The sequence below is a fragment of the Kitasatospora sp. P5_F3 genome, from assembly GCF_054049135.1.
This window is the reverse complement of the sequence record NZ_JBFUMY010000064.1, coordinates 1-16,747: the sequence shown is the minus strand read 5'-3', so window position 1 is coordinate 16,747 and position 16,747 is coordinate 1. Positions and strand designations below refer to the sequence as shown.

Annotated in this window: 16 protein-coding genes, 1 pseudogene and 1 riboswitch; of the genes and pseudogenes, 4 read left to right on the top strand and 13 right to left on the bottom strand. The window is 72.3% G+C overall.

Features of this window, described 5'->3' with window-relative positions; genetic code table 11:
• Positions 1-30 precede the first annotated feature (30 nt).
• The 6 genes and pseudogenes from ACXJMZ_RS29135 to efeO form a co-directional block, all read right to left on the bottom strand.
• Entirely contained in the window at positions 31-1,527 is a 1,497-nt protein-coding gene (locus ACXJMZ_RS29135; protein WP_457033026.1) for an alkaline phosphatase family protein, read from the bottom strand.
• A 174-nt stretch (positions 1,528-1,701) separates the two neighbouring features.
• Positions 1,702-2,487 (bottom strand): GntR family transcriptional regulator, encoded by a 786-nt coding sequence (locus ACXJMZ_RS29130; RefSeq protein WP_457033025.1) that lies wholly within the window; start codon positions 2,485-2,487, stop codon positions 1,702-1,704.
• A 28-nt stretch (positions 2,488-2,515) separates the two neighbouring features.
• A pseudogene (locus ACXJMZ_RS29125) lies at positions 2,516-3,595 on the bottom strand (magnesium and cobalt transport protein CorA); the annotation flags it as partial.
• A 22-nt stretch (positions 3,596-3,617) separates the two neighbouring features.
• The gene (gene efeU / locus ACXJMZ_RS29120) at positions 3,618-4,466 is read right to left on the bottom strand and encodes an iron uptake transporter permease EfeU (RefSeq protein WP_457033024.1); all 849 of its coding nucleotides are present in this window, start codon (positions 4,464-4,466) and stop codon (positions 3,618-3,620) included.
• A gap of 43 nt (positions 4,467-4,509) precedes the next feature.
• Complete coding sequence (efeB, locus tag ACXJMZ_RS29115) at positions 4,510-5,805, bottom strand: iron uptake transporter deferrochelatase/peroxidase subunit (RefSeq protein ID WP_457033023.1); 1,296 nt, start codon at positions 5,803-5,805, stop codon at positions 4,510-4,512.
• A 16-nt stretch (positions 5,806-5,821) separates the two neighbouring features.
• Entirely contained in the window at positions 5,822-6,958 is a 1,137-nt protein-coding gene (gene efeO, locus ACXJMZ_RS29110) for an iron uptake system protein EfeO (protein WP_457033022.1), read from the bottom strand.
• Between the two features lie 168 nt (positions 6,959-7,126).
• A riboswitch (cobalamin riboswitch) is annotated at positions 7,127-7,340 on the top strand.
• 134 nt (positions 7,341-7,474) lie between these two features.
• Between efeO and metE the strand changes: the two genes are divergently transcribed.
• From metE to ACXJMZ_RS29095, 3 genes are all read left to right on the top strand, one after another.
• Positions 7,475-9,802: a 5-methyltetrahydropteroyltriglutamate--homocysteine S-methyltransferase gene (gene metE / locus ACXJMZ_RS29105; protein WP_457033021.1), complete on the top strand. Its 2,328-nt coding sequence runs from the start codon at positions 7,475-7,477 to the stop codon at positions 9,800-9,802.
• 96 nt (positions 9,803-9,898) lie between these two features.
• Entirely contained in the window at positions 9,899-10,534 is a 636-nt protein-coding gene (locus ACXJMZ_RS29100) for a hypothetical protein (protein ID WP_457033020.1), read from the top strand.
• 159 nt (positions 10,535-10,693) lie between these two features.
• On the top strand, positions 10,694-12,058 hold the full coding sequence (locus ACXJMZ_RS29095; RefSeq protein WP_457033019.1) for a PepSY-associated TM helix domain-containing protein: 1,365 nt from the start codon (positions 10,694-10,696) through the stop codon (positions 12,056-12,058).
• Between the two features lie 72 nt (positions 12,059-12,130).
• Here the strand turns inward: ACXJMZ_RS29095 and ACXJMZ_RS29090 are convergent, their stop codons facing one another.
• Both ACXJMZ_RS29090 and ACXJMZ_RS29085 read right to left on the bottom strand, forming a co-directional pair.
• On the bottom strand, positions 12,131-12,937 hold the full coding sequence (locus ACXJMZ_RS29090; RefSeq protein ID WP_457033018.1) for a CbtA family protein: 807 nt from the start codon (positions 12,935-12,937) through the stop codon (positions 12,131-12,133).
• Positions 12,938-12,951: 14 nt separating this feature from the next.
• Entirely contained in the window at positions 12,952-13,164 is a 213-nt protein-coding gene (locus ACXJMZ_RS29085; protein ID WP_457033017.1) for a CbtB domain-containing protein, read from the bottom strand.
• A 296-nt stretch (positions 13,165-13,460) separates the two neighbouring features.
• On the opposite strand from ACXJMZ_RS29085, the gene ACXJMZ_RS29080 reads away from it, so the two are divergent.
• Positions 13,461-14,015 carry a histidine phosphatase family protein gene (locus ACXJMZ_RS29080; protein ID WP_457033016.1) on the top strand — a complete coding sequence of 185 codons (555 nt, stop codon included), beginning with the start codon at positions 13,461-13,463 and terminating at the stop codon, positions 14,013-14,015.
• A gap of 19 nt (positions 14,016-14,034) precedes the next feature.
• On the opposite strand, the gene ACXJMZ_RS29075 is transcribed toward ACXJMZ_RS29080, so the two are convergent.
• From ACXJMZ_RS29075 to ACXJMZ_RS29055, 5 genes are all read right to left on the bottom strand, one after another.
• Positions 14,035-14,247 (bottom strand): DUF4287 domain-containing protein, encoded by a 213-nt coding sequence (locus ACXJMZ_RS29075; RefSeq protein ID WP_457033015.1) that lies wholly within the window; start codon positions 14,245-14,247, stop codon positions 14,035-14,037.
• A 66-nt stretch (positions 14,248-14,313) separates the two neighbouring features.
• Positions 14,314-14,940 (bottom strand): DUF305 domain-containing protein, encoded by a 627-nt coding sequence (locus ACXJMZ_RS29070; RefSeq protein ID WP_457033014.1) that lies wholly within the window; start codon positions 14,938-14,940, stop codon positions 14,314-14,316.
• 53 nt (positions 14,941-14,993) lie between these two features.
• Positions 14,994-15,371, bottom strand: a complete 378-nt coding sequence (locus tag ACXJMZ_RS29065; protein ID WP_457033013.1) for a DUF6153 family protein — start codon at positions 15,369-15,371, stop codon at positions 14,994-14,996.
• 28 nt (positions 15,372-15,399) lie between these two features.
• Positions 15,400-15,876 carry a DUF4396 domain-containing protein gene (locus tag ACXJMZ_RS29060; protein WP_457033012.1) on the bottom strand — a complete coding sequence of 159 codons (477 nt, stop codon included), beginning with the start codon at positions 15,874-15,876 and terminating at the stop codon, positions 15,400-15,402.
• Between the two features lie 63 nt (positions 15,877-15,939).
• A partial coding sequence (locus tag ACXJMZ_RS29055) for a hypothetical protein (RefSeq protein ID WP_457033011.1) occupies positions 15,940-16,747 on the bottom strand: 808 nt, incomplete at its 5' end.

The window sequence follows — 16,747 nt, the reverse complement described above, 5'->3', positions numbered from 1 at the left end:
GACCCGCTGCCACCGCACCCGCGTTGGGCATCAGACGCCGTAGACCCGGACGTTGTCGACCACCCAGTACCAGTTGTTGCTGCCGGTGTAGCGGAACCGCAGCTGCAGATTGGTGGCACCGGCCGGGACGGTCAGGGTGTGGGTCTGACGACCGTTCACCAGGCTGCTGTACGAGGCCAGCTGGACCGGCGCGCCGCCGTTCCAGGAGGCCAGCACCTTGGCGGTCTGGGCGCCTTCCTGCTGGTAGTAGCTGGTGTACTCGACCTTGACGGTGGCCAGGCCGGAGACCGGGTAGGCCGGGCTGACCAGCGTGGTGTCGTAGTTGCCCGAGAAGGACTTGTCGGCCCACTCGTCGGAGTCGGCGACCGCGAAGACGTTCCGGGCCCTGACGTTGAGCTCGCGGTACTGGTCGCGCTGGGTCTTGGTCCAGAACTCGTCGGTGGTGAACGACCAGCCGCGCCACTCGGTGACACCGCCGGTGCCCATCGCCGAGTTGTCCACCGACCAGCCGCTCGGCGCCGTGTGGGTGAAGCCGATGACGCCGGCCGCGATCCCGGTCTCGTCCACCCGGCCGGTCAGCTGCGGGCGCAGCGCGTCGAAAGCGTCCGGGGTGAGGCCGGCGATCGGGGCGCCGTCCAGGTTCCAGGCCGGGTCGATCGCGATCCCGAGGTGGGCCAGCGCGGTCGGCGCGATGTCCACCATCCGCACGTCGTAGCGGACCGAACCCGCCGCGTGGCCACCGCCGTTGGCGATCACGAAGGTCTGCCGCTCCTCCCAGGTCGACCCGCCGTGGCCACCGGTGGGGGTGTGCCCGTGGTCGGCGGTGATCATGATCAGCCAGTTCTCCTGCGCGTACGTGGCCCGCCCCCGGACGGCCGCCACGATCTGGCCGACCTGGCCGTCCACGCCCTTGATCGCGTCCAGGTACGCCTGGCTGGCCGAACCGCTCGCGTGACCCGCGTGGTCGACGTTGTCGAGCTGGACGAAGACCGCGTCCGGGTTGGTGTCCCGGATCCGCGCCACCGCGCGGGAGGTAGTGCCCGCGTCGTACTCGGCGCTCGGGGTGGCCACCCGGGTGTCGACGGTGGCCGAGTAGATGGTGTCCGGGATCGGCGCCCAGGACGCCACCACATAGGTGGACAGTGCCGGGTTGGCCCGCTCCACCCGGGTCAGCCAGTCCGGGTAGGCGGTGAAGTTGGGCGCGGTGAAGTTGTTGTCCTTGACGTTGTGCTTGTCCGGCCAGACGCCGGTGGCGATGGTGGTCCAGCCGGGGCCCGAGGACGTCTCGGCCATCGGGTTGGCGTACAGGCTGCTGGCGGCGGTGAGCCCCCCGGCCATCAGGGCGTCCAGGTTGGGTGCGTCGGCGTCCTTGACCCGGTTGATCATGGTGCCGTCCAGACCGATCACCAGCACCTTGGGGGTCAGGGCGGCGGTGGCGGCGAAAGCGGTACGGGCGAGCGGGCCGGCCGCGAGTGCGGCCGCGGCGGTGCCGAGGAGCAGGCTGCGCCTGGGGAGTCCTGCGGTCACGTCGTCCTCCTGAGGAAGCGTCAGAGCTGGAGCGGGGCGCGGACCACACTCGGGCCACCCGGTGGCGCGGACTCCCCCGACTGCGGTACCCGGCGTGAACAGCACCCGAACTTCGGTCCAGACCCGTTACCTTTCCGTGACCACAGAGACCCCGGGCCGAGCGCCCACCCAGGCTCAGGAACCGGGCTCCAGGCGGGTGGTGAAGCTGAAACGGTCGCCCCGGTAGAGCGAGCGGACCCGTTCCAGCGGGGCGCCGGTGGTGTCCCGGGTGAGGCGGTGCAGCAGGAGCATCGGGAGGGCGGGCGGGGTGCCGATCAGCAGGGCCTCGCGGGGGGTGGCGAGGACGGTCTCGATCCGTTCGTCGGCCGCGCCGAACTCGATGCCGAGCTTCTCGGTCAGGAACGCGTAGAGCGACGCGCCGGGGTCGAACTCCTGCTCCAGGGACGGGATCCGGGCCACCGCGAGATAGGTGCTCTCCAGGCCGACCCGCTCGCCGTCGGCGAGCAGCACCCGCTCCAGGTGCCAGACCGGCGCCCCGGCCGGCAGCCGCAGCTGCTCCGCCAACTGCCCGTCCGCACCGAACTGTTCGAGGCCGATCAGGGTCCGGCCCGGCACCCGGCCCTGGCGGCGGACGCCCTCGGTGTAGCTGGCCAGCGAGAGCGGCTGCTCCAGCTTGGGCCCGGCGGCCACCGTGCTGCGGCCCCGGCGGCGGACCTTGCCCTGGATCAGCAGATCGCGCACCGCCTGCCGGAGGGTGTCCCGGGAGACCTCGTACCTGGCCGCCAGCTCACGCTCGGTGGGCAGCGCACCGCCCTCGCCGAGCTCGTCCAGCAGGGCTTCCAGCTCCGCCTTGACCGCGTAGTACTTGGGCACCCGCCCGTGCTCGGGGATACCGGACCGGATCGGGGAGCCTGGTGCGTCGTTCACCCCGCCATCCTCCCAGCACAGCTGACGGACCATCCGGGCGGCCCGGGCAACCGGGCCGTCGTCAGAGCCAGTCGCGGCGTTTGAAGACCAGGTAGAGCCCGAGGCAGACCAGCACCATCAGGCCGATCGCGAACGGGTAGCCGAACACCCAGTCCAGCTCGGGCATGTACTCGAAGTTCATCCCGTAGACGGTGCCGATCAGGGTCGGCGCGAACAGGATGGCTGCCCAGGAAGATACTTTCTTGATCTCGTTGTTCTGGGCGTGCCCGGCCTCGGCCAGCTGCTTCATCTCCTCGTTCTGCGCCTGCGAGACCAGGGTGGCGTTGACGGTGAGGATGTTCTGCAGCATCTGCCGGAAGCCGTCGACGCGTTCGGCTGCGGTGGTGGCGTGGTCGGCCACGTCGCGCAGGTAGCGCTGGAGCTCCTCGTCGGTGCCGTACTTGCCGAAGCCGGCCTCCAGGCTGGCCATGATCTCCAGCAGCGGACGGGTCGAGCGCTGGAACTCGATCACCTCGCGGGAGAGCTCGTAGATCCGTCGGGAGACCTTGGGGTCGCCGCTGAATACCTCGGTCTCGATCTCGTCGATGTCGTGCTGAAGCCCGGCGATCACCGGGGCGTAGCCGTCCACCACCGCGTCCAGCACGGCGTAAAGCACCGCCTCGGGGCCGAGCGCCAGCAGCTCCGGATCGTCCTCCAGCCGGCGGCGGACCACCGAGAGGTCCGGGGACTGCGAGTGGCGCACCGTCAGGACGAACTGCGGGCCGACGAAGAGGTGGATCTCGCCGAAGTCGACCTGCTCGCTCTCGTCCAGGTAGCGGGCCGCCCGGAGCACCACGAACAGGGTCGCGCCGTAGCGCTCCAGCTTGGGCCGCTGGTGGGCGACGATGGCGTCCTCGACCGCGAGCTCGTGCAGGTCGAACCGTTCGGCGGCCTCCAGCATCTGCTCCTCGGCCGGCCGGTAGAGGCCGATCCAGGCCATCGTGCCGGGCTCGCCGGGCACCTGCTGGTAGACCTCGGCCAGGCTGTCGCCACCGGCGGTCCGGTGGCCGTCCCGGTACACGGCTGCGTCCACCACCGAGCGCTCCAGGTGCCCCCCGTCGTCGCTCAGGTGCTCGGCGCGGGGGTCCACGCGGGCCCAAGGACACGCGGCGGGTGGCGGGGCGTCAGCTCGCGTCGGCCTTCACGGGACTCGCGGGGCTCGCAGGCGCGGCCGCCTTGCCCGGCTTGCGCAGGAACAGGTACAGCGTGGGCACCACGTACAGCCCCCAGGCCCAGACCTGAAGCTTCGTCGGGTCTGGCTGGAAGTTGAAGACACCCTTGAGCAGGGTGCCGTACCAGCTGTCCCGGGGGATGGTCGTGCTGATGTCGAAGGCGTGGTTCGCCAGGCCCGGCAGGATGTCGGCCTCCTGCAGGTCGTGCAGGCCGTAGGCCAGCACCCCGGCCGCCACCACGACCAGCATCGCCCCGGTCCAGGTGAAGAACTTGGCCAGGTTGATCTTCAGCGCGCCCCGGTAGAACAGCCAGCCGAGGAAGATCGCGGTGAGCAGCCCCAGGCAGGCGCCGACCAGTGGCCGGACGCCGTCGCTGGTGGCCTCCACCGCTGCCCAGATGAACAGCGCGGTCTCCAGGCCCTCCCGGCCGACGGCCAGGAAGGCGGTGAACACCAGTGCACCGGTGCCCATCGCGACCGCCGCGTCCAGCTTGCCGTGCAGCTCCGTCTTGAGGTGACGGGCCGTCCGGCGCATCCAGAACACCATCCAGGTGACCAGCCCGACCGCGATGATCGACAGCGTGCCGCCGAGCGTCTCGGCCGCCTGGAAGGTGAGCTGGCTGGAGCCGTAGGTGAGCAGGGCGCCGAACGCCATGCTCAGGCCGACGGCCACCCCGATGCCGGTCCAGACCGGGGCGAGCGCCTTCCGGCGGTCGGTCTTGACCAGGTAGGCGATCAGGATGCAGACCACCAGGCTGGCTTCGAGACCCTCGCGCAGGCCGATCAGGTAGTTGCCGAACACGGGGGTGTCCTCCGGTGCTTGTGGGGGTGAGGAGTGGGGCAGGTCAGCCGAAGAGCGACTGACCCCACCACTCACCGGGCTTGCGGACCCCCGGCGGGCAGGCGAAGTGCGCCGAACCGACATGCTGGATGTACTCGTTGAGGGCGTCCGTGGCAGCCAGCTTGCGCTGCACCGGGACGAAGGCCTTGCGGGTGTCGCGCTGGTACGCCAGGAAGAACAGCCCGGCCTCCAGTCGGCCGAGACCGTCCGAGCCGTCGGTGAACGAGAAGCCCCGGCGGAGCAGCTTGGCTCCGCTGTTGCTGTCCGGGTGCGCCAGCCGGACGTGCGAGTCCTTCGGCATCGCCTCCAGGTCGGGGGCGTCGTGCTCCTTCTGCTTGCCGAACGGGGCACCCTCGCGCTTGGTCCGGCCGAAGATGTCCTCCTGCTCGGAGAGCGGGGTGCGGTCCCAGGTCTCGATGTGCATCCGGATCCGCCGGGACACCAGGTACGAGCCGCCGGTCATCCACTCCGGGCCGTCGCCGGGCGCGGCCCAGACGTGCTCGGCCAGGGTCGGGGTGTCCTTGCCCGAGACGTTGTGAGTGCCGTCCTTGAAACCCATCAGGTTGCGCGGGGTCTGTGCCTCGGGCGTGGTGGAGGAGGTCTTGCCGAAGCCGAGCTGGGACCAGCGCACGGTGACCACGCCCATCCCGATCCGGGCCAGGTTGCGGATCGCGTGCACCGCCACCTGCGGGTCGTCGGCGCAGGCCTGCACACAGATGTCGCCGCCGCTGCGGGCCGGGTCCAGGTTGTCGTGCGGGAACGGCGGCAGGTCGATCAGGCCCTCGGGCCGCTTGGCCTTGAGGCCGAACCGGTCCTTGCCGTCCTTCTCGAACAGCGTCGGGCCGAAACCGATGGTCAGGGTCAGCCGGGAGGCGGGCAGGCCCAGCGCCTCGCCGGTGTCGTCCGGCGGAGCCTCGGCCAGGCCGGTCGCCCCGGCGCCGACCTCGCGGCCGCCGGTCATCACCGCGGCCGCCTTGGTCCACTCCTTGAGCACCCGGATCAGGGCGTCCCGGCTGGTGGTGGAGACGTCGAAGGCCGCGAAGTGCAGCCGGTCCTGGACCGGGGTGGCGATGCCGGCCTGGTGCTCGCCGTAGAACTCGATGTCGGGGACCGCCTTGAGGGCGGCCTCGGCCTGCTCGTCCGAGCCCTGGGTGGCCGCGGCCACCGTGCCGACCGCGGCGGCGCCCAGCGCCACCCCGGCCCCGGCCCAGCCGATGACGGCGCGTCGGCTGACCGAGCCCTTGGGCTGCTGGTCCTGCTGGCCCTGCTCCACGGCGGGTTCCTGCGTCTGCTCGCTCATGACTCTCCCTCAGGCCTTACTTGACCACGACGGCGGCGGCGAGCTTGGACAGCGGCTCGGCGAGCGCGTTGACGGCGTCCGAGAAGGCCTTCCGCTCCGGCTCGGCGACCTTGTCGTACGAGGTGTAGCTGTCGCCCTGCTTGTACTTGGCGAGCATCGCCTGCAGCGCGGCGAACTCCTGGTCCAGGGTCTTGGCCAGCTCCGGGTCCTTCTCGGCGGCGACCGGCTTGATCAGCTCGTACGCCTTCAGCGCGCCCTCGACGTTGCCCGCGAAGTCGGACAGGTCGGTGTGGCTGTAGCGGTCCTCCTCGCCGGTGACCTTGCCGGTGGCGACCTCGTCCAGCAGCTCCTTGGCACCGTTGGCCATGCTGGTGGCGGTGATGTCGGCGGTGCCGACCACCTTCTGCCACTCCTTCAGGTCGCTGACCAGCTGGTCGGCAAGCTTCTTGTCGGCATCGGTGATCGCGCCGGCCTCCCAGAGCGACTTCTCCAGCTTGTGCCAGCCGGTCCACTCCTGGCCGGGCTCCAGGCCGTCCTCGCGGACGTCGGTCTTCGGGTCGATGTCACCGAAGCTCTCGGCCACCGGCTCGGTCCGCTCCCAGCCGACCCGGGACGGGGCGAAGGCCGCCTTGGCGCCCTCCAGGTCCCCGGCCTTGATCGCGTCGGCGAACTTCTGCACCAGCGGGATGGTGGCGTCGGCCTGCTCCTGCACGTACTTGCGGTAGTCGGCGACCGCCTTGTCCAGGCGCGGGTCACCCTTGGCCGGGGCGCCGGCACCGGTCACGGTGATCTTCTGCCGGATGCCGTCGCCGGTCATGCCCGGCTTGCAGGCGACCTCGTACTCGCCGGCCTTGATCTCGGAGGTGATGGCGGCCTTGGTGCCGGGCCCGATGTTCTCCCGCTCGGCCACGATCTTGTCGCCCGCGGCGTAGACGTAGACCTCGGTGACCTTGGAACCCTTGTTCTGCACCGCGAAGTTGACCGCACCGGCCGGGAAGCTGGTCTTCGACAGCTCGCAGGAGCTGTCCGAGGCGTTCACCTGGATCGCACCGTCCGAGGAGACGTCCTTCTTCTGCTCGGTGCAGGCGGTCAGCGCGGCTCCGGCCACTGCGAGAGAGAGCAGCGCGGCGAGGTGCGGGCGACGGACGGGCATCAGGACTCCACGGACGGGGACGGCTTGAGGGACGGGCGGAGGCTACTTAGGACACCCTCACCCAGGAGTAAGCTAAGCCATGCCTAAGCACTTGCCCACACCGGGGGTGGTCACAGATCGGCAAAGACCCCCGGGCGGCTTTTCTGACGGACTGTCGGACGGAGGGTCTAGGGTGGTCCGTGCAGCTGGTTCGCCCTGTCCGCCAGGCAGGGTGTCGCAAGAGGGAATCCGGTGTGAGTCCGGAACTGCCCCGCAGCGGTGAGTGGGAACGAAAGCCGTCAACTAGCACTGGACGCAAGCGCGTTCGGGAAGCGACGGCCGGTAGGAGCCGGTACCCGGCGAGCCCGCGAGTCCGAAGACCTGCCACTGCCCACGCGCCCGCGACCGGCGGAGCGTGGCCTCACACCGGGACCTCGTGGGCGGGTCGGCGGCGGCACGGGCAGCTCCTTGACGGATCGCCCGGTCCTTCGTGTACCCGCGCCTCCTGGCCCGCGCGAACTCGCGAAGGAGAGTTCCGTGACCGGCATCACCCCCACCACCGTCGCCACCCTGCACGGCTACCCCCGGCAGGGCCCCGACCGTGAGTTGAAGAAGGCCGTCGAGCGCCACTGGTCCGGCCGCAGCAGCGCCGCCGAGCTGCTCGCCACCGCCGCCGAACTGCGCCGGAAGACCTTCACCGCCCTCGCCGGGGCCAGCCTCGGCGAACTGCCCAGCAATCACTTCTCGCTGTATGACCACGTGCTGGACGCGGCCTGGATGCTCGGCGCGATCCCGCCCCGGCACGCGGCGCTCGCCCCGGCCGACAGCACCGACGCCGACGCTGACGCCGAGCAGCGGCTCGCGGTCTACTTCGCGATGGCCCGGGGCACCGCCGAGGCGGCGCCGCTGGAGATGACCAAGTGGTTCGACACCAACTACCACTACCTGGTGCCCGAGCTCGGCCCCGACAGTGTGTTCCGGGCCGACCCGGCCAAGCCGCTGGCCGAGTTCGCCGAGGCCAGGGCGGCCGGGCTGACCACCCGTCCGGTACTGCTCGGGCCGGTCACCTTCCTGCTGCTGGCCAAGCCCGCCGAGGGCGTGGCCGCCGACTTCCAGCCGCTCACCCTGCTGGACCGGCTGCTGCCGGTGTACGCCGAACTGCTCGCCACCCTGCGGGCGGCCGGCGCCGACTGGGTCCAGCTGGACGAGCCCGCGCTGGTCCAGGACCGCACCCCGGCCGAGCTGAACGCCGCCGCCCGCGCCTACCGCGACCTGGGCGCCCTGACCGACCGTCCGAAGCTGCTGGTGGCGTCCTACTTCGACGCCCTCGGCGAGGCGCTGCCGGTGCTCGCCAAGGCCCCGGTGGAGGGCCTGGCGCTGGACTTCACCGGCCCCGCCGCCGCCAACCTGCCCGCGCTGGCCGCACTCGGCGGCCTGCCGGGCAAGCGGCTGATCGCGGGCGTGATCGACGGCCGCAACGTCTGGGCCGCCGACCTGGAGCAGGCCTTGGCCACCCTGGTCCCGCTGCTCGGACTGGCCGGGCGGGTCGACGTGGCACCGTCCTGCTCGCTGCTGCACGTGCCGCTGGACGCGGGCCTGGAGCGGGAGTTGGACCCACAGGTGCAGCGCTGGCTGGCCTTCGCCCGGCAGAAGGTGACCGAGACGGTCACGCTGGCCCGGGCCCTCACCGAGGGCCGGGACGCGGTCGCCCCGCAGCTGGCCGCCAACCGGGCCGCCCGCGCCTCCCGGAGCGCCTCCGCGCTCACCCACGACCCTGCGGTCCGGGCCCGCTGCGCCACCGTCACCCCCGGGGACGCCCGGCGGGCCGCCCCGTACCCCGAGCGTGCCGCCGCCCAGCAGGCCAGGCTCGGCCTGCCCCCACTGCCGACCACCACGATCGGCTCCTTCCCGCAGACCGACGCGCTCCGGGCCGCCCGCGCCGAGCTGCGCTCGGGCCGGCTCGACCGGGCCGCGTACGAGGAGCGGATCGCCGCCGAGGTGGGCGAGGTGATCGCCTTCCAGGAGCTGGCCGGTCTGGACGTGCTGGTGCACGGCGAGCCCGAACGCAACGACATGGTGCAGTACTTCGCCGAGCAGCTGACCGGCTTCCTGACCACCCGGCACGGCTGGGTGCAGTCCTACGGCAGCCGGTACGTCCGGCCGCCGGTGATCGCGGGCGACGTGGCCAGGCCCGCCCCGATGACGGTCGAGTGGTTCCGTACCGCGCAGGCCCTGACGGAGCGTCCGGTCAAGGGCATGCTGACCGGCCCGGTCACCATGCTGGCCTGGTCGTTCGTCCGGGACGACCAGCCGCTCGCGGACACCGCCCGGCAGGTCGCGCTGGCCCTGCGGGACGAGGTGGCCGACCTGGAGGCGGCCGGCGCGGCGGTGATCCAGGTGGATGAGCCCGCGCTGCGCGAGACGCTGCCGCTGCGCCGGGCCGCCCATGCCGGCTACCTGGCCTGGGCCACCGAGGCGTTCCGGCTCAGCACCTCCGGGGTACTGCCCTCGACCCAGGTGCACACCCACATGTGCTACGCCGAGTTCGGCGACATCCTGACCGCGATCGAGGAACTGGACGCCAACGTGATCTCGCTGGAGGCGGCCCGCTCCCGGATGGCCGTCACCGGCGAACTCGGCGACTACCCGAGGGAGGTCGGCCCCGGCGTGTACGACATCCACTCCCCCCGGGTGCCGACCGCCGACGCGATGGCCGAGCTGCTGCGGACCGCCCTCAAGTCGGTGCCCGCCGAACGCCTCTGGGTCAACCCCGACTGCGGCCTGAAGACCCGCAGCTGGGCCGAGGTCAGGCCCGCGCTGGCCGCCCTGGTGGCGGCGGCCGTGGACGTCCGGCGCTCGCTGTGACCGCCGCCGCCGAGCAGTGACGAAGCGGGGTGGCCGGACCTGACGGACCGGTCACCCCCTCTGCCGGGCGGGCGTCGGGTCTGTCATCCTTCCTCAGTGCATACCGGCCAGCCCCTGTTCCGCGCGTTCCGCGCCGTCGCCTTCGCGGCGGTGTGTGCGGCCGCGTCGCTCGGGGTGCACCGGTTGGCCGGCGGGGCTCCGGTCCAGCCCGGGATGCTCGGGCTCGCGGTCGGCCTGACGGCCGGCGGCGGCTACCTGCTGGCCGGGCAGCGCCGGGGCCTCGGGGCGCTGCTGGGGGCGTGCTTCGCCACCCAGTACGGGCTGCACCACCTGTTCGGGCTGGGTGCGGTGCCGGAGCGTCAGCCGATGCACCATCACGGCATGGCGCACGGCATGGCTCATGAGATGGCGCACGAGATGCCGGCCGCCTCGGCCGAGCAGCTGCCGATGTCGATGTCGATCGAGCCGCAGATGCTCCTGGTGCACGCCGTGCTCGCGCTGGTCTGCGCCTGGTGGCTGGCCCAGGGCGAACACGCCCTGGCCGGGCTGCTGCTCGGCGCGGCCGTCGCCGTCGGCGGCTGGCTGGTCAGACTGGTCACCGCCGCACCCACCGTCCCCGCCCTCCCCCGGCCGCGCGGCCTGACGTTCCGGTACAGCCCGGCGCCCGCGCTGCTGTTGCTGCTCTCCGCCGCCGTCTCGCGGCGCGGGCCACCCACTCTCTCCTGCTCCTGAAACCGGGCCCATCGGGCGCCCGGTGGTCGGCCGTGCCCGTTTTCCGGGTGCCGCCGGTCCGTTCCGCCGTGCCTTCTTCCGCACCTGCGGCCGGACCTTCCCCTCACCGTGACGCACCGTCGAGTGCGCACGTCCTCCTGAGCCGGAGAGAGCTGCTTCATGCTGTCCGAAACCGAACGACCGCCCGCCGAGGCGACCCCCGCCAAGCCCTCCGCCTGGGCCGGGCTCCGTCCGCTGCTGCTCCGCCTGCACTTCTGCGCGGGCATCCTGATCGCCCCCTTCCTGCTGGTCGCCGCCGTCAGCGGCCTGCTGTACGCGGGCTCGTACCAGATAGAACGCTTCGTCTACTCCGACCAGCTGACGGTCTCCCAGGTCGACACCGCCGCCCTGCCGCTGTCCCGGCAGATCGACGCCGCCACGGCCGCCCACCCCGAGGGCAAGCTCGCCCTGGTCCGCACCTCCGACGACCCGGAGGCCACCACCCAGGTCCTGCTGAACGTGCCGACCCTCGACGAGGGCCTCAAGCTCGCGGTCTTCGTCGACCCGTACACCGCCGAGGTGCGCGGCGCGCTGGCCAGCTACGGCAGCTCAGGCGCACTCCCCTTCCGGGCCTGGCTCTCCAAGCTGCACGCCAACCTCCAGCTCGGTGAGCCCGGCCGGATCTACAGCGAACTGGCCGCCAGCTGGCTCTGGGTGGTGGTGCTCGGCGGGCTCGCACTCTGGTTCGGCCGTCGTCGCAAGCGGTACGCCCGGCCCGAGGCGGGTCTGACGGGCCGTCGGCGCTCGCTCTCCTGGCACGGCGCGCTCGGCCTCTGGGCCGCCGTCGGCCTGCTCGGCCTGTCCGCCACCGGCCTCACCTGGTCCACCTACGCCGGTGACCACATCGACCAGCTCCGCACCTCACTGAGCTGGACCACCCCCGCCCTGGCCACCGCCACCGGCGGCGGTGACCACTCCGCCCMCGAGGGCCACGCCGACCCCMCCGGCGCCCCCGCCGCCCCGGTCGGCGTCGACCAGGTGATGGCCGCCGCGGCCGCCGCCGGCATCGACGGACCGGTCGAACTCGTCCCGCCGAAGGCCGCGGGCAAGGCCTACGCGGTCAAGGAGATCGACAAGCAGTGGCCGGTCCGCCTGGACCAGGTCGCGATCGACCCCACCGACGCCACCGTCTCCTCCGAACTGCGCTTCGCCGACTACCCCCTCGGCGCCAAGCTCACCCGCTTCGGCATCGACCTGCACATGGGCCTCACCTTCGGCCTGGCCAACGAACTCGCCCTGATCGCCCTGGCCGCCGGCCTGATCGCGATGACCCTGCTCGGCTACCGCATGTGGTGGCACCGCCGCCCCGGCCCCCGCACCTTCGGCCGCCCCTACCCCGCCGGCGCCTGGCGCCAGTCCCCCAAGGCCGCCGCCTCCCTGGCCCTGGCTGCCCTCGCCGTGGGCTGGTTCCTCCCGCTGCTGGGCATCTCGCTGGCAGCGTTCCTGACGGTCGACCTGCTGATGGGCCTGCGCAAGAAGGCCTGACCTGAGAAAAACGCCTCGGGGCCTGCCGACGGTCGCGCGTGCGGCAGGCCCCGAGGGGGTGGTGACGGTGGGTCAGGCGGCCGGGACCGCCGTGGCCGGCGGGGTGGCCGGGGCCGGGCGGGGGGCCAGCAGGCGCTCCGCGAAGTGGCCGAAGACCAGGGCGAAGGCGGTCCACAGGACGGCCTGGATGCCCAGGGAGGCCAGCCGGAACTGCCACAGCAGGGCGGCCGGGAAGGTCTCCTTGACCGCGTCCTCGTTGCCCGGCAGCAGGACGAAGGCCAGGGTGACGGCGACCGCGAAGGCGAGGCCGGCCAGCACCGAGGCGTTCCAGTTGCCCAGGCGCGGGGCGAGGCGGCGGCCGAGGATGACGGCCGCGACCGCGAGCAGCACGCTGAGCAGGATCATCAGGAAGAACAGCGTGGTGCGCTTGCCGATGGTGTCCGGGTTGCCCACCGCGGGTGGCGTGGCCGGGTACTTGAGGAACGGCACCAGGTAGACGGTGGTGAACGCGGCCGCCGAGACCAGGGCTGCGGTCGCCCTGGGCGAGAAGCGGCCGATCCGGCCGAGCGCGAAGCAGTACACCAGGGCGGCGATGCCACCGAGCGCGACGCCGTAGACCATGGTGGCGGTCGCCAGCCCGAAGGTGGACTGCACCGACCGGCTGACCAGTTCCTCCTCCTCGGCGGCCGGGGCCGCCGGGGCGGCGGCGGTGTCCCCGCCGTGGACGTGCTGCGGCGCCGAAGCGGCGCTCTCCAGGGCGATCGAGTCGTCGACCGACGGCTCACCCACCAGGAAGGCGAACGCGAAAACCAGCACCCCGGCGATCAGGCCCGCGAGCATGCCACGGACCAGCAGGTTTCTGACAGTTGACGAAGGCATGTGCGTGTTCTCCGTCAGTGGCAGGGGAAGCCGAGCAGGTGGCGCCCGTCGTGCACCCACTCGTGCACGGAGGCGCCGGAGAACACGGAGGTGGCGCCCTGTTCGGCGCCGACGAAGTAGAGCAGCACCAGCATCAGGGTGCCGAGGAAGACCGCCCAGGGCAGCAGTGCCCGGATCGGCAGGGTCTCGGCGACCTCGGTGGCAGGGGAGACGATGGCCTGAGCCATGGCAGGACCTCCTTGGGGAACGCGCGTCCCAGTCGTTGGAGCTCGGACGACGACCCTCGGGTCTGACTCACCGGCAGTTCCCGCACCTGGGTGGGGTCCTGCTCGGCATACAGTGGCGCGACCGTGCCGGGTTCTCACCGGCTTCCGTCCTGCCGTCGTCATGTCGCTGCGAACCGTACCGCCATTCGGGGGAGGCAGCCAAGGGAGCGCGTACCGGAGTGCGCTCCGCCCCAGTGCGCCGGGCGGTGGCCGATCGGGTATCGGTGACCGGCAGTTGAGCAGAGGGAGAGAGCGGGATGACGGTACGGGTGATGTTCATCTCACCGGCGATCGGGGCCGCGCTGCGCGGGGCCCGGTTCGAGGACGGGGAGCCGCTGGACGCCGTCGGGCGGAGCCGGGCCGAGGCGGCGGCCGGGAGTGTCCGGGCCGACGGGGCGGTGCTGGTCTCCCCCACCGCGCGCTGCCGGGAGACCGCCGAGGCGCTCGGGCTGACGGGCGCAACAGGCCCGGCGGGCTGGTCGATGGGACGCTGGCGGGGCCGGACCCTGGACGAGGTGGCCGGCGCCGAACCGGAGGCCCTCGGTCAGTGGCTCGCCGACCCGGACGCCGCGCCGCACGGCGGCGAGTCACTGACCGCGCTCTGCGCCCGGACGGCCGACTGGCTGACCGCACTCCCGGACGGCCAGGTACTGGCGGTGGCCGAACCCGAGCTGATCCGGGCGGCCGTGGTGCACGCGCTCGCCGTACCGGCCCAGGCGTTCTGGCGGATCGACGTACCGCCGCTCACCGCCACCGAACTGACCGGCCGCTCCGGCCGGTGGAACCTGCGCTGCGGCCACCCCCTGGGGTGACCGCGGCGCAGGCCGTGGTTCAGCTCTTACTGTCCTCGGCCAGCGTGTACGCGACCAGTGCGTTGGCGTGGCCGTGCCCGAGACCGTGCTCGGCCTTGAGCCAGCCCACCAGCTCCAGGTGCTTGGTCAGCGGCGAGGATCGGATCAGCTCCTGCCACTCGGCGATCGGCCGGCCGTACTTCTGCTCGATCGACGGGAAGTAGCTGGCGGGGCCCTTCACAGGTTCGGTCATGGCCCCACTCTGCCATCGCGCTCCGACAGTACGATCTTTGACAGGCCGCCAGCCGGTCCTACGAGGTCAGCCGAGCAGCTTGTTCATCTGCTCGATCTCGGCGCTCTGGCCGCTGATCACCGCACCCGCCAGCTCCTTCGCCGGGGCGTAACCCCCCTTGCTCTGCTCGGCCTTGGCCATCTCGACGGCCCCGGTGTGGTGAGCCACCATCAGCTTCAGGAAGGCGGTGTCGAAGGCCGCCCCGGTGGCGTCCTTCAGCGAGGCCATCTCGGCCTCGGTCATCATCCCCGCCGCCCCGGCACCGCCGTGACCGGCGTGCGCACCGGCCGCGCCGAGCGGTGGAACCTGCTCGCCCCAGCCGGTCAGCCAGCCGGACATGGTGGCGATCTCCGGGTCCTGGGCGGCCCGGATCGCGGCGGCGAGCTGCCTGACCTCGGGCGAGGCGGCCCGGCCGGCCGCCAACTCGGCCATCTCCAGGGCCTGTCGGTGGTGCGGGATCATGCCCTGGGCGAAGGCCACGTCGGCGGCGTTGTACGCCTTGGCACCGGCAGCGGCCGCGGCAGCCGTCGTGGCCGCCGGGGCGGCGTTGTGCGCGTCGTGGCCACCGCCGCTGCCGCAGGCGGTGAGCAGCAGGGCACTCGCGAGCAGCGCTGCTGCGGCGAGCGGGAGGCGACGGTTCGGCTTGATGTTCATGGTGTGGATCTCCTGCGTACGAAGGTGAGTTGGGCGGTCCGGTACGGATCCGCCTATCTGCGCAGGAGTTGCAGCTCGGCAAGGCTGGGCGGGGCCCGGCCGCCGTCCGGTTCGCCGGTGGTCGCGCCGACCGGAGCGGGGGCGGCCACACCGGACGCGTACGGTGCCGCCGGTCCTGGCGGGCCCGGGGCGAAGGGGGTTGCCACCGCGCCGGAGAGGCACATCGGCCCGGCGTGGCTGTCGTGGCCGTTGTTGCCGCCGCCGTCGCCCTCGTCGTGCGGGTCGTGCGCGTGGTGCTCCGCGCTCATCGCGGACGGGGTCGAGCCGGCCGGCACCGCGCCGAGGCCGTGCATGGCCAGCACCCCGAGCAGCGTGGCCAGGACGAGCAGCACCCGCAGGTGGGCTCGGTGGCGGCGGCGTTCGGGGTGCATGGCGGCGAAATCCTTGGCTGAGGGCGGGTCAGTGGTGGTGGGCGTGGACCACGGCGTGGCCCCGGCCCTTGGAGATCAGCCAGCGGTTCACCGGGACGGTCAGCACGAAGGCGACCACCAGCGAGAAGGCCAGCGAACCCCAGAACAGCAGGCTGTCCAGACCGGCGTCCATCGCGCCGGGGACCCCGACCATGACGCTGTTGTCCACCAGCTCCATCACCACGATCGACACGGTGTCAGCTGCCAGTGCGACCTTCAACGCGCCACGCAGGTCCAGGCCCGCCCGCAGGACGCCGCGCATGGTGAGCGCGTAGCCGAAGACGAAGGCCAGCAGAACGGACAGCACGACGGTCGTCCCGGTGTGCAGACCGAGGGCGGTCCCGATCACCAGGCCGAGGATCTCGCCGATGGCGCAGCCGGTGAGGCAGTGCAGGGTCGCCTGCGCGGCGTTCCGCCAGCTGCCCGCCCGGGTCTGGTGCTCGTGCTGTCCGTGCTCGTGGTTCATCGGATCTCCCCGTGCTCGTCGTCCCTTCGGACACCGGAACCATATACCCCCAGGGGGTATTCCTCAATGCTGGTGCCCGTCGGCGAAGTGGCCCGACTTGCTCGGCGACGGAGCAACAGACGGGGCGACCGGCGGAGCAACCGACGGAGCTGCTGAAGGGACCACAGCCGGGGGCGTCGCGGCCGGTGTGGCCGGGGCCGGGTGCTCTTCGACCTCCGCGCCGTGACTGTGGCTGTGACCGTCGGCGGGCACGGCCATCCCGGCCGCCAGCCGGTTCAGCCCGCCGTACGCGAGCACCGCCGCCACCAGCACCACCAGGCCGGGCAGCCCGAGGGCCCGCCGGACCGGGCGGTCGGCCTCCTTGACGGTGTAGGCCAGGAAGGAGAGCAGCAGGCCGGACGGGATCAGCGCCGCCGCCCGGGCCGGGAAGTCCTCGAAGTGCTGGAGGCCACCGCTCAGCATCCCGATGCCGAACGAGAGCGCGAGCGAACTGCCGAGCACCAGCAGCAGCCGCCCCACCGACGTACGGCCGGGGCGCCGGAGCTCGGCGGCCAGCGCGGCGACCAGGAAGAGCGCTGCCCCGGCCAGGCCGATCACGGTGTACCGGGCCGGGTCGAGCGGGTGGTGCACCACGGCACCGCTGATCAGTCCGGTCCCGACGAAGTAGCCGACATAGCCGAGATAGCGGCTGAGCAGCGCCGGCTGTCTCGGTCGGGCCCGGTGCGAACGGCGCTGCGACACGGAAGGGTTGACGGGCGGCGACAGGGCGGGGACGGAGCTGGGCATGGGACCGGCCTTCGGGGCGGGTGGCGGGGCCAGACCCACGGCGGCGAACGGCACGCGGGCATGGCGGAGCGGGGCGTGAGCCGCG

Coding starts and splice junctions, on each gene's coding strand:
- ACXJMZ_RS29130 (WP_457033025.1), bottom strand. CDS start 2,487: ATGGTCCGTCAGCTGTGCTGGGAGGATGGCGGGGTGAACGACGCACCA.
- efeB (WP_457033023.1), bottom strand. CDS start 5,805: ATGAGCGAGCAGACGCAGGAACCCGCCGTGGAGCAGGGCCAGCAGGAC.
- efeO (WP_457033022.1), bottom strand. CDS start 6,958: ATGCCCGTCCGTCGCCCGCACCTCGCCGCGCTGCTCTCTCTCGCAGTG.
- ACXJMZ_RS29090 (WP_457033018.1), bottom strand. CDS start 12,937: ATGCCTTCGTCAACTGTCAGAAACCTGCTGGTCCGTGGCATGCTCGCG.
- ACXJMZ_RS29085 (WP_457033017.1), bottom strand. CDS start 13,164: ATGGCTCAGGCCATCGTCTCCCCTGCCACCGAGGTCGCCGAGACCCTG.
- ACXJMZ_RS29080 (WP_457033016.1), top strand. CDS start 13,461: ATGACGGTACGGGTGATGTTCATCTCACCGGCGATCGGGGCCGCGCTG.
- ACXJMZ_RS29075 (WP_457033015.1), bottom strand. CDS start 14,247: ATGACCGAACCTGTGAAGGGCCCCGCCAGCTACTTCCCGTCGATCGAG.
- ACXJMZ_RS29070 (WP_457033014.1), bottom strand. CDS start 14,940: ATGAACATCAAGCCGAACCGTCGCCTCCCGCTCGCCGCAGCAGCGCTG.
- ACXJMZ_RS29065 (WP_457033013.1), bottom strand. CDS start 15,371: ATGCACCCCGAACGCCGCCGCCACCGAGCCCACCTGCGGGTGCTGCTC.
- ACXJMZ_RS29060 (WP_457033012.1), bottom strand. CDS start 15,876: ATGAACCACGAGCACGGACAGCACGAGCACCAGACCCGGGCGGGCAGC.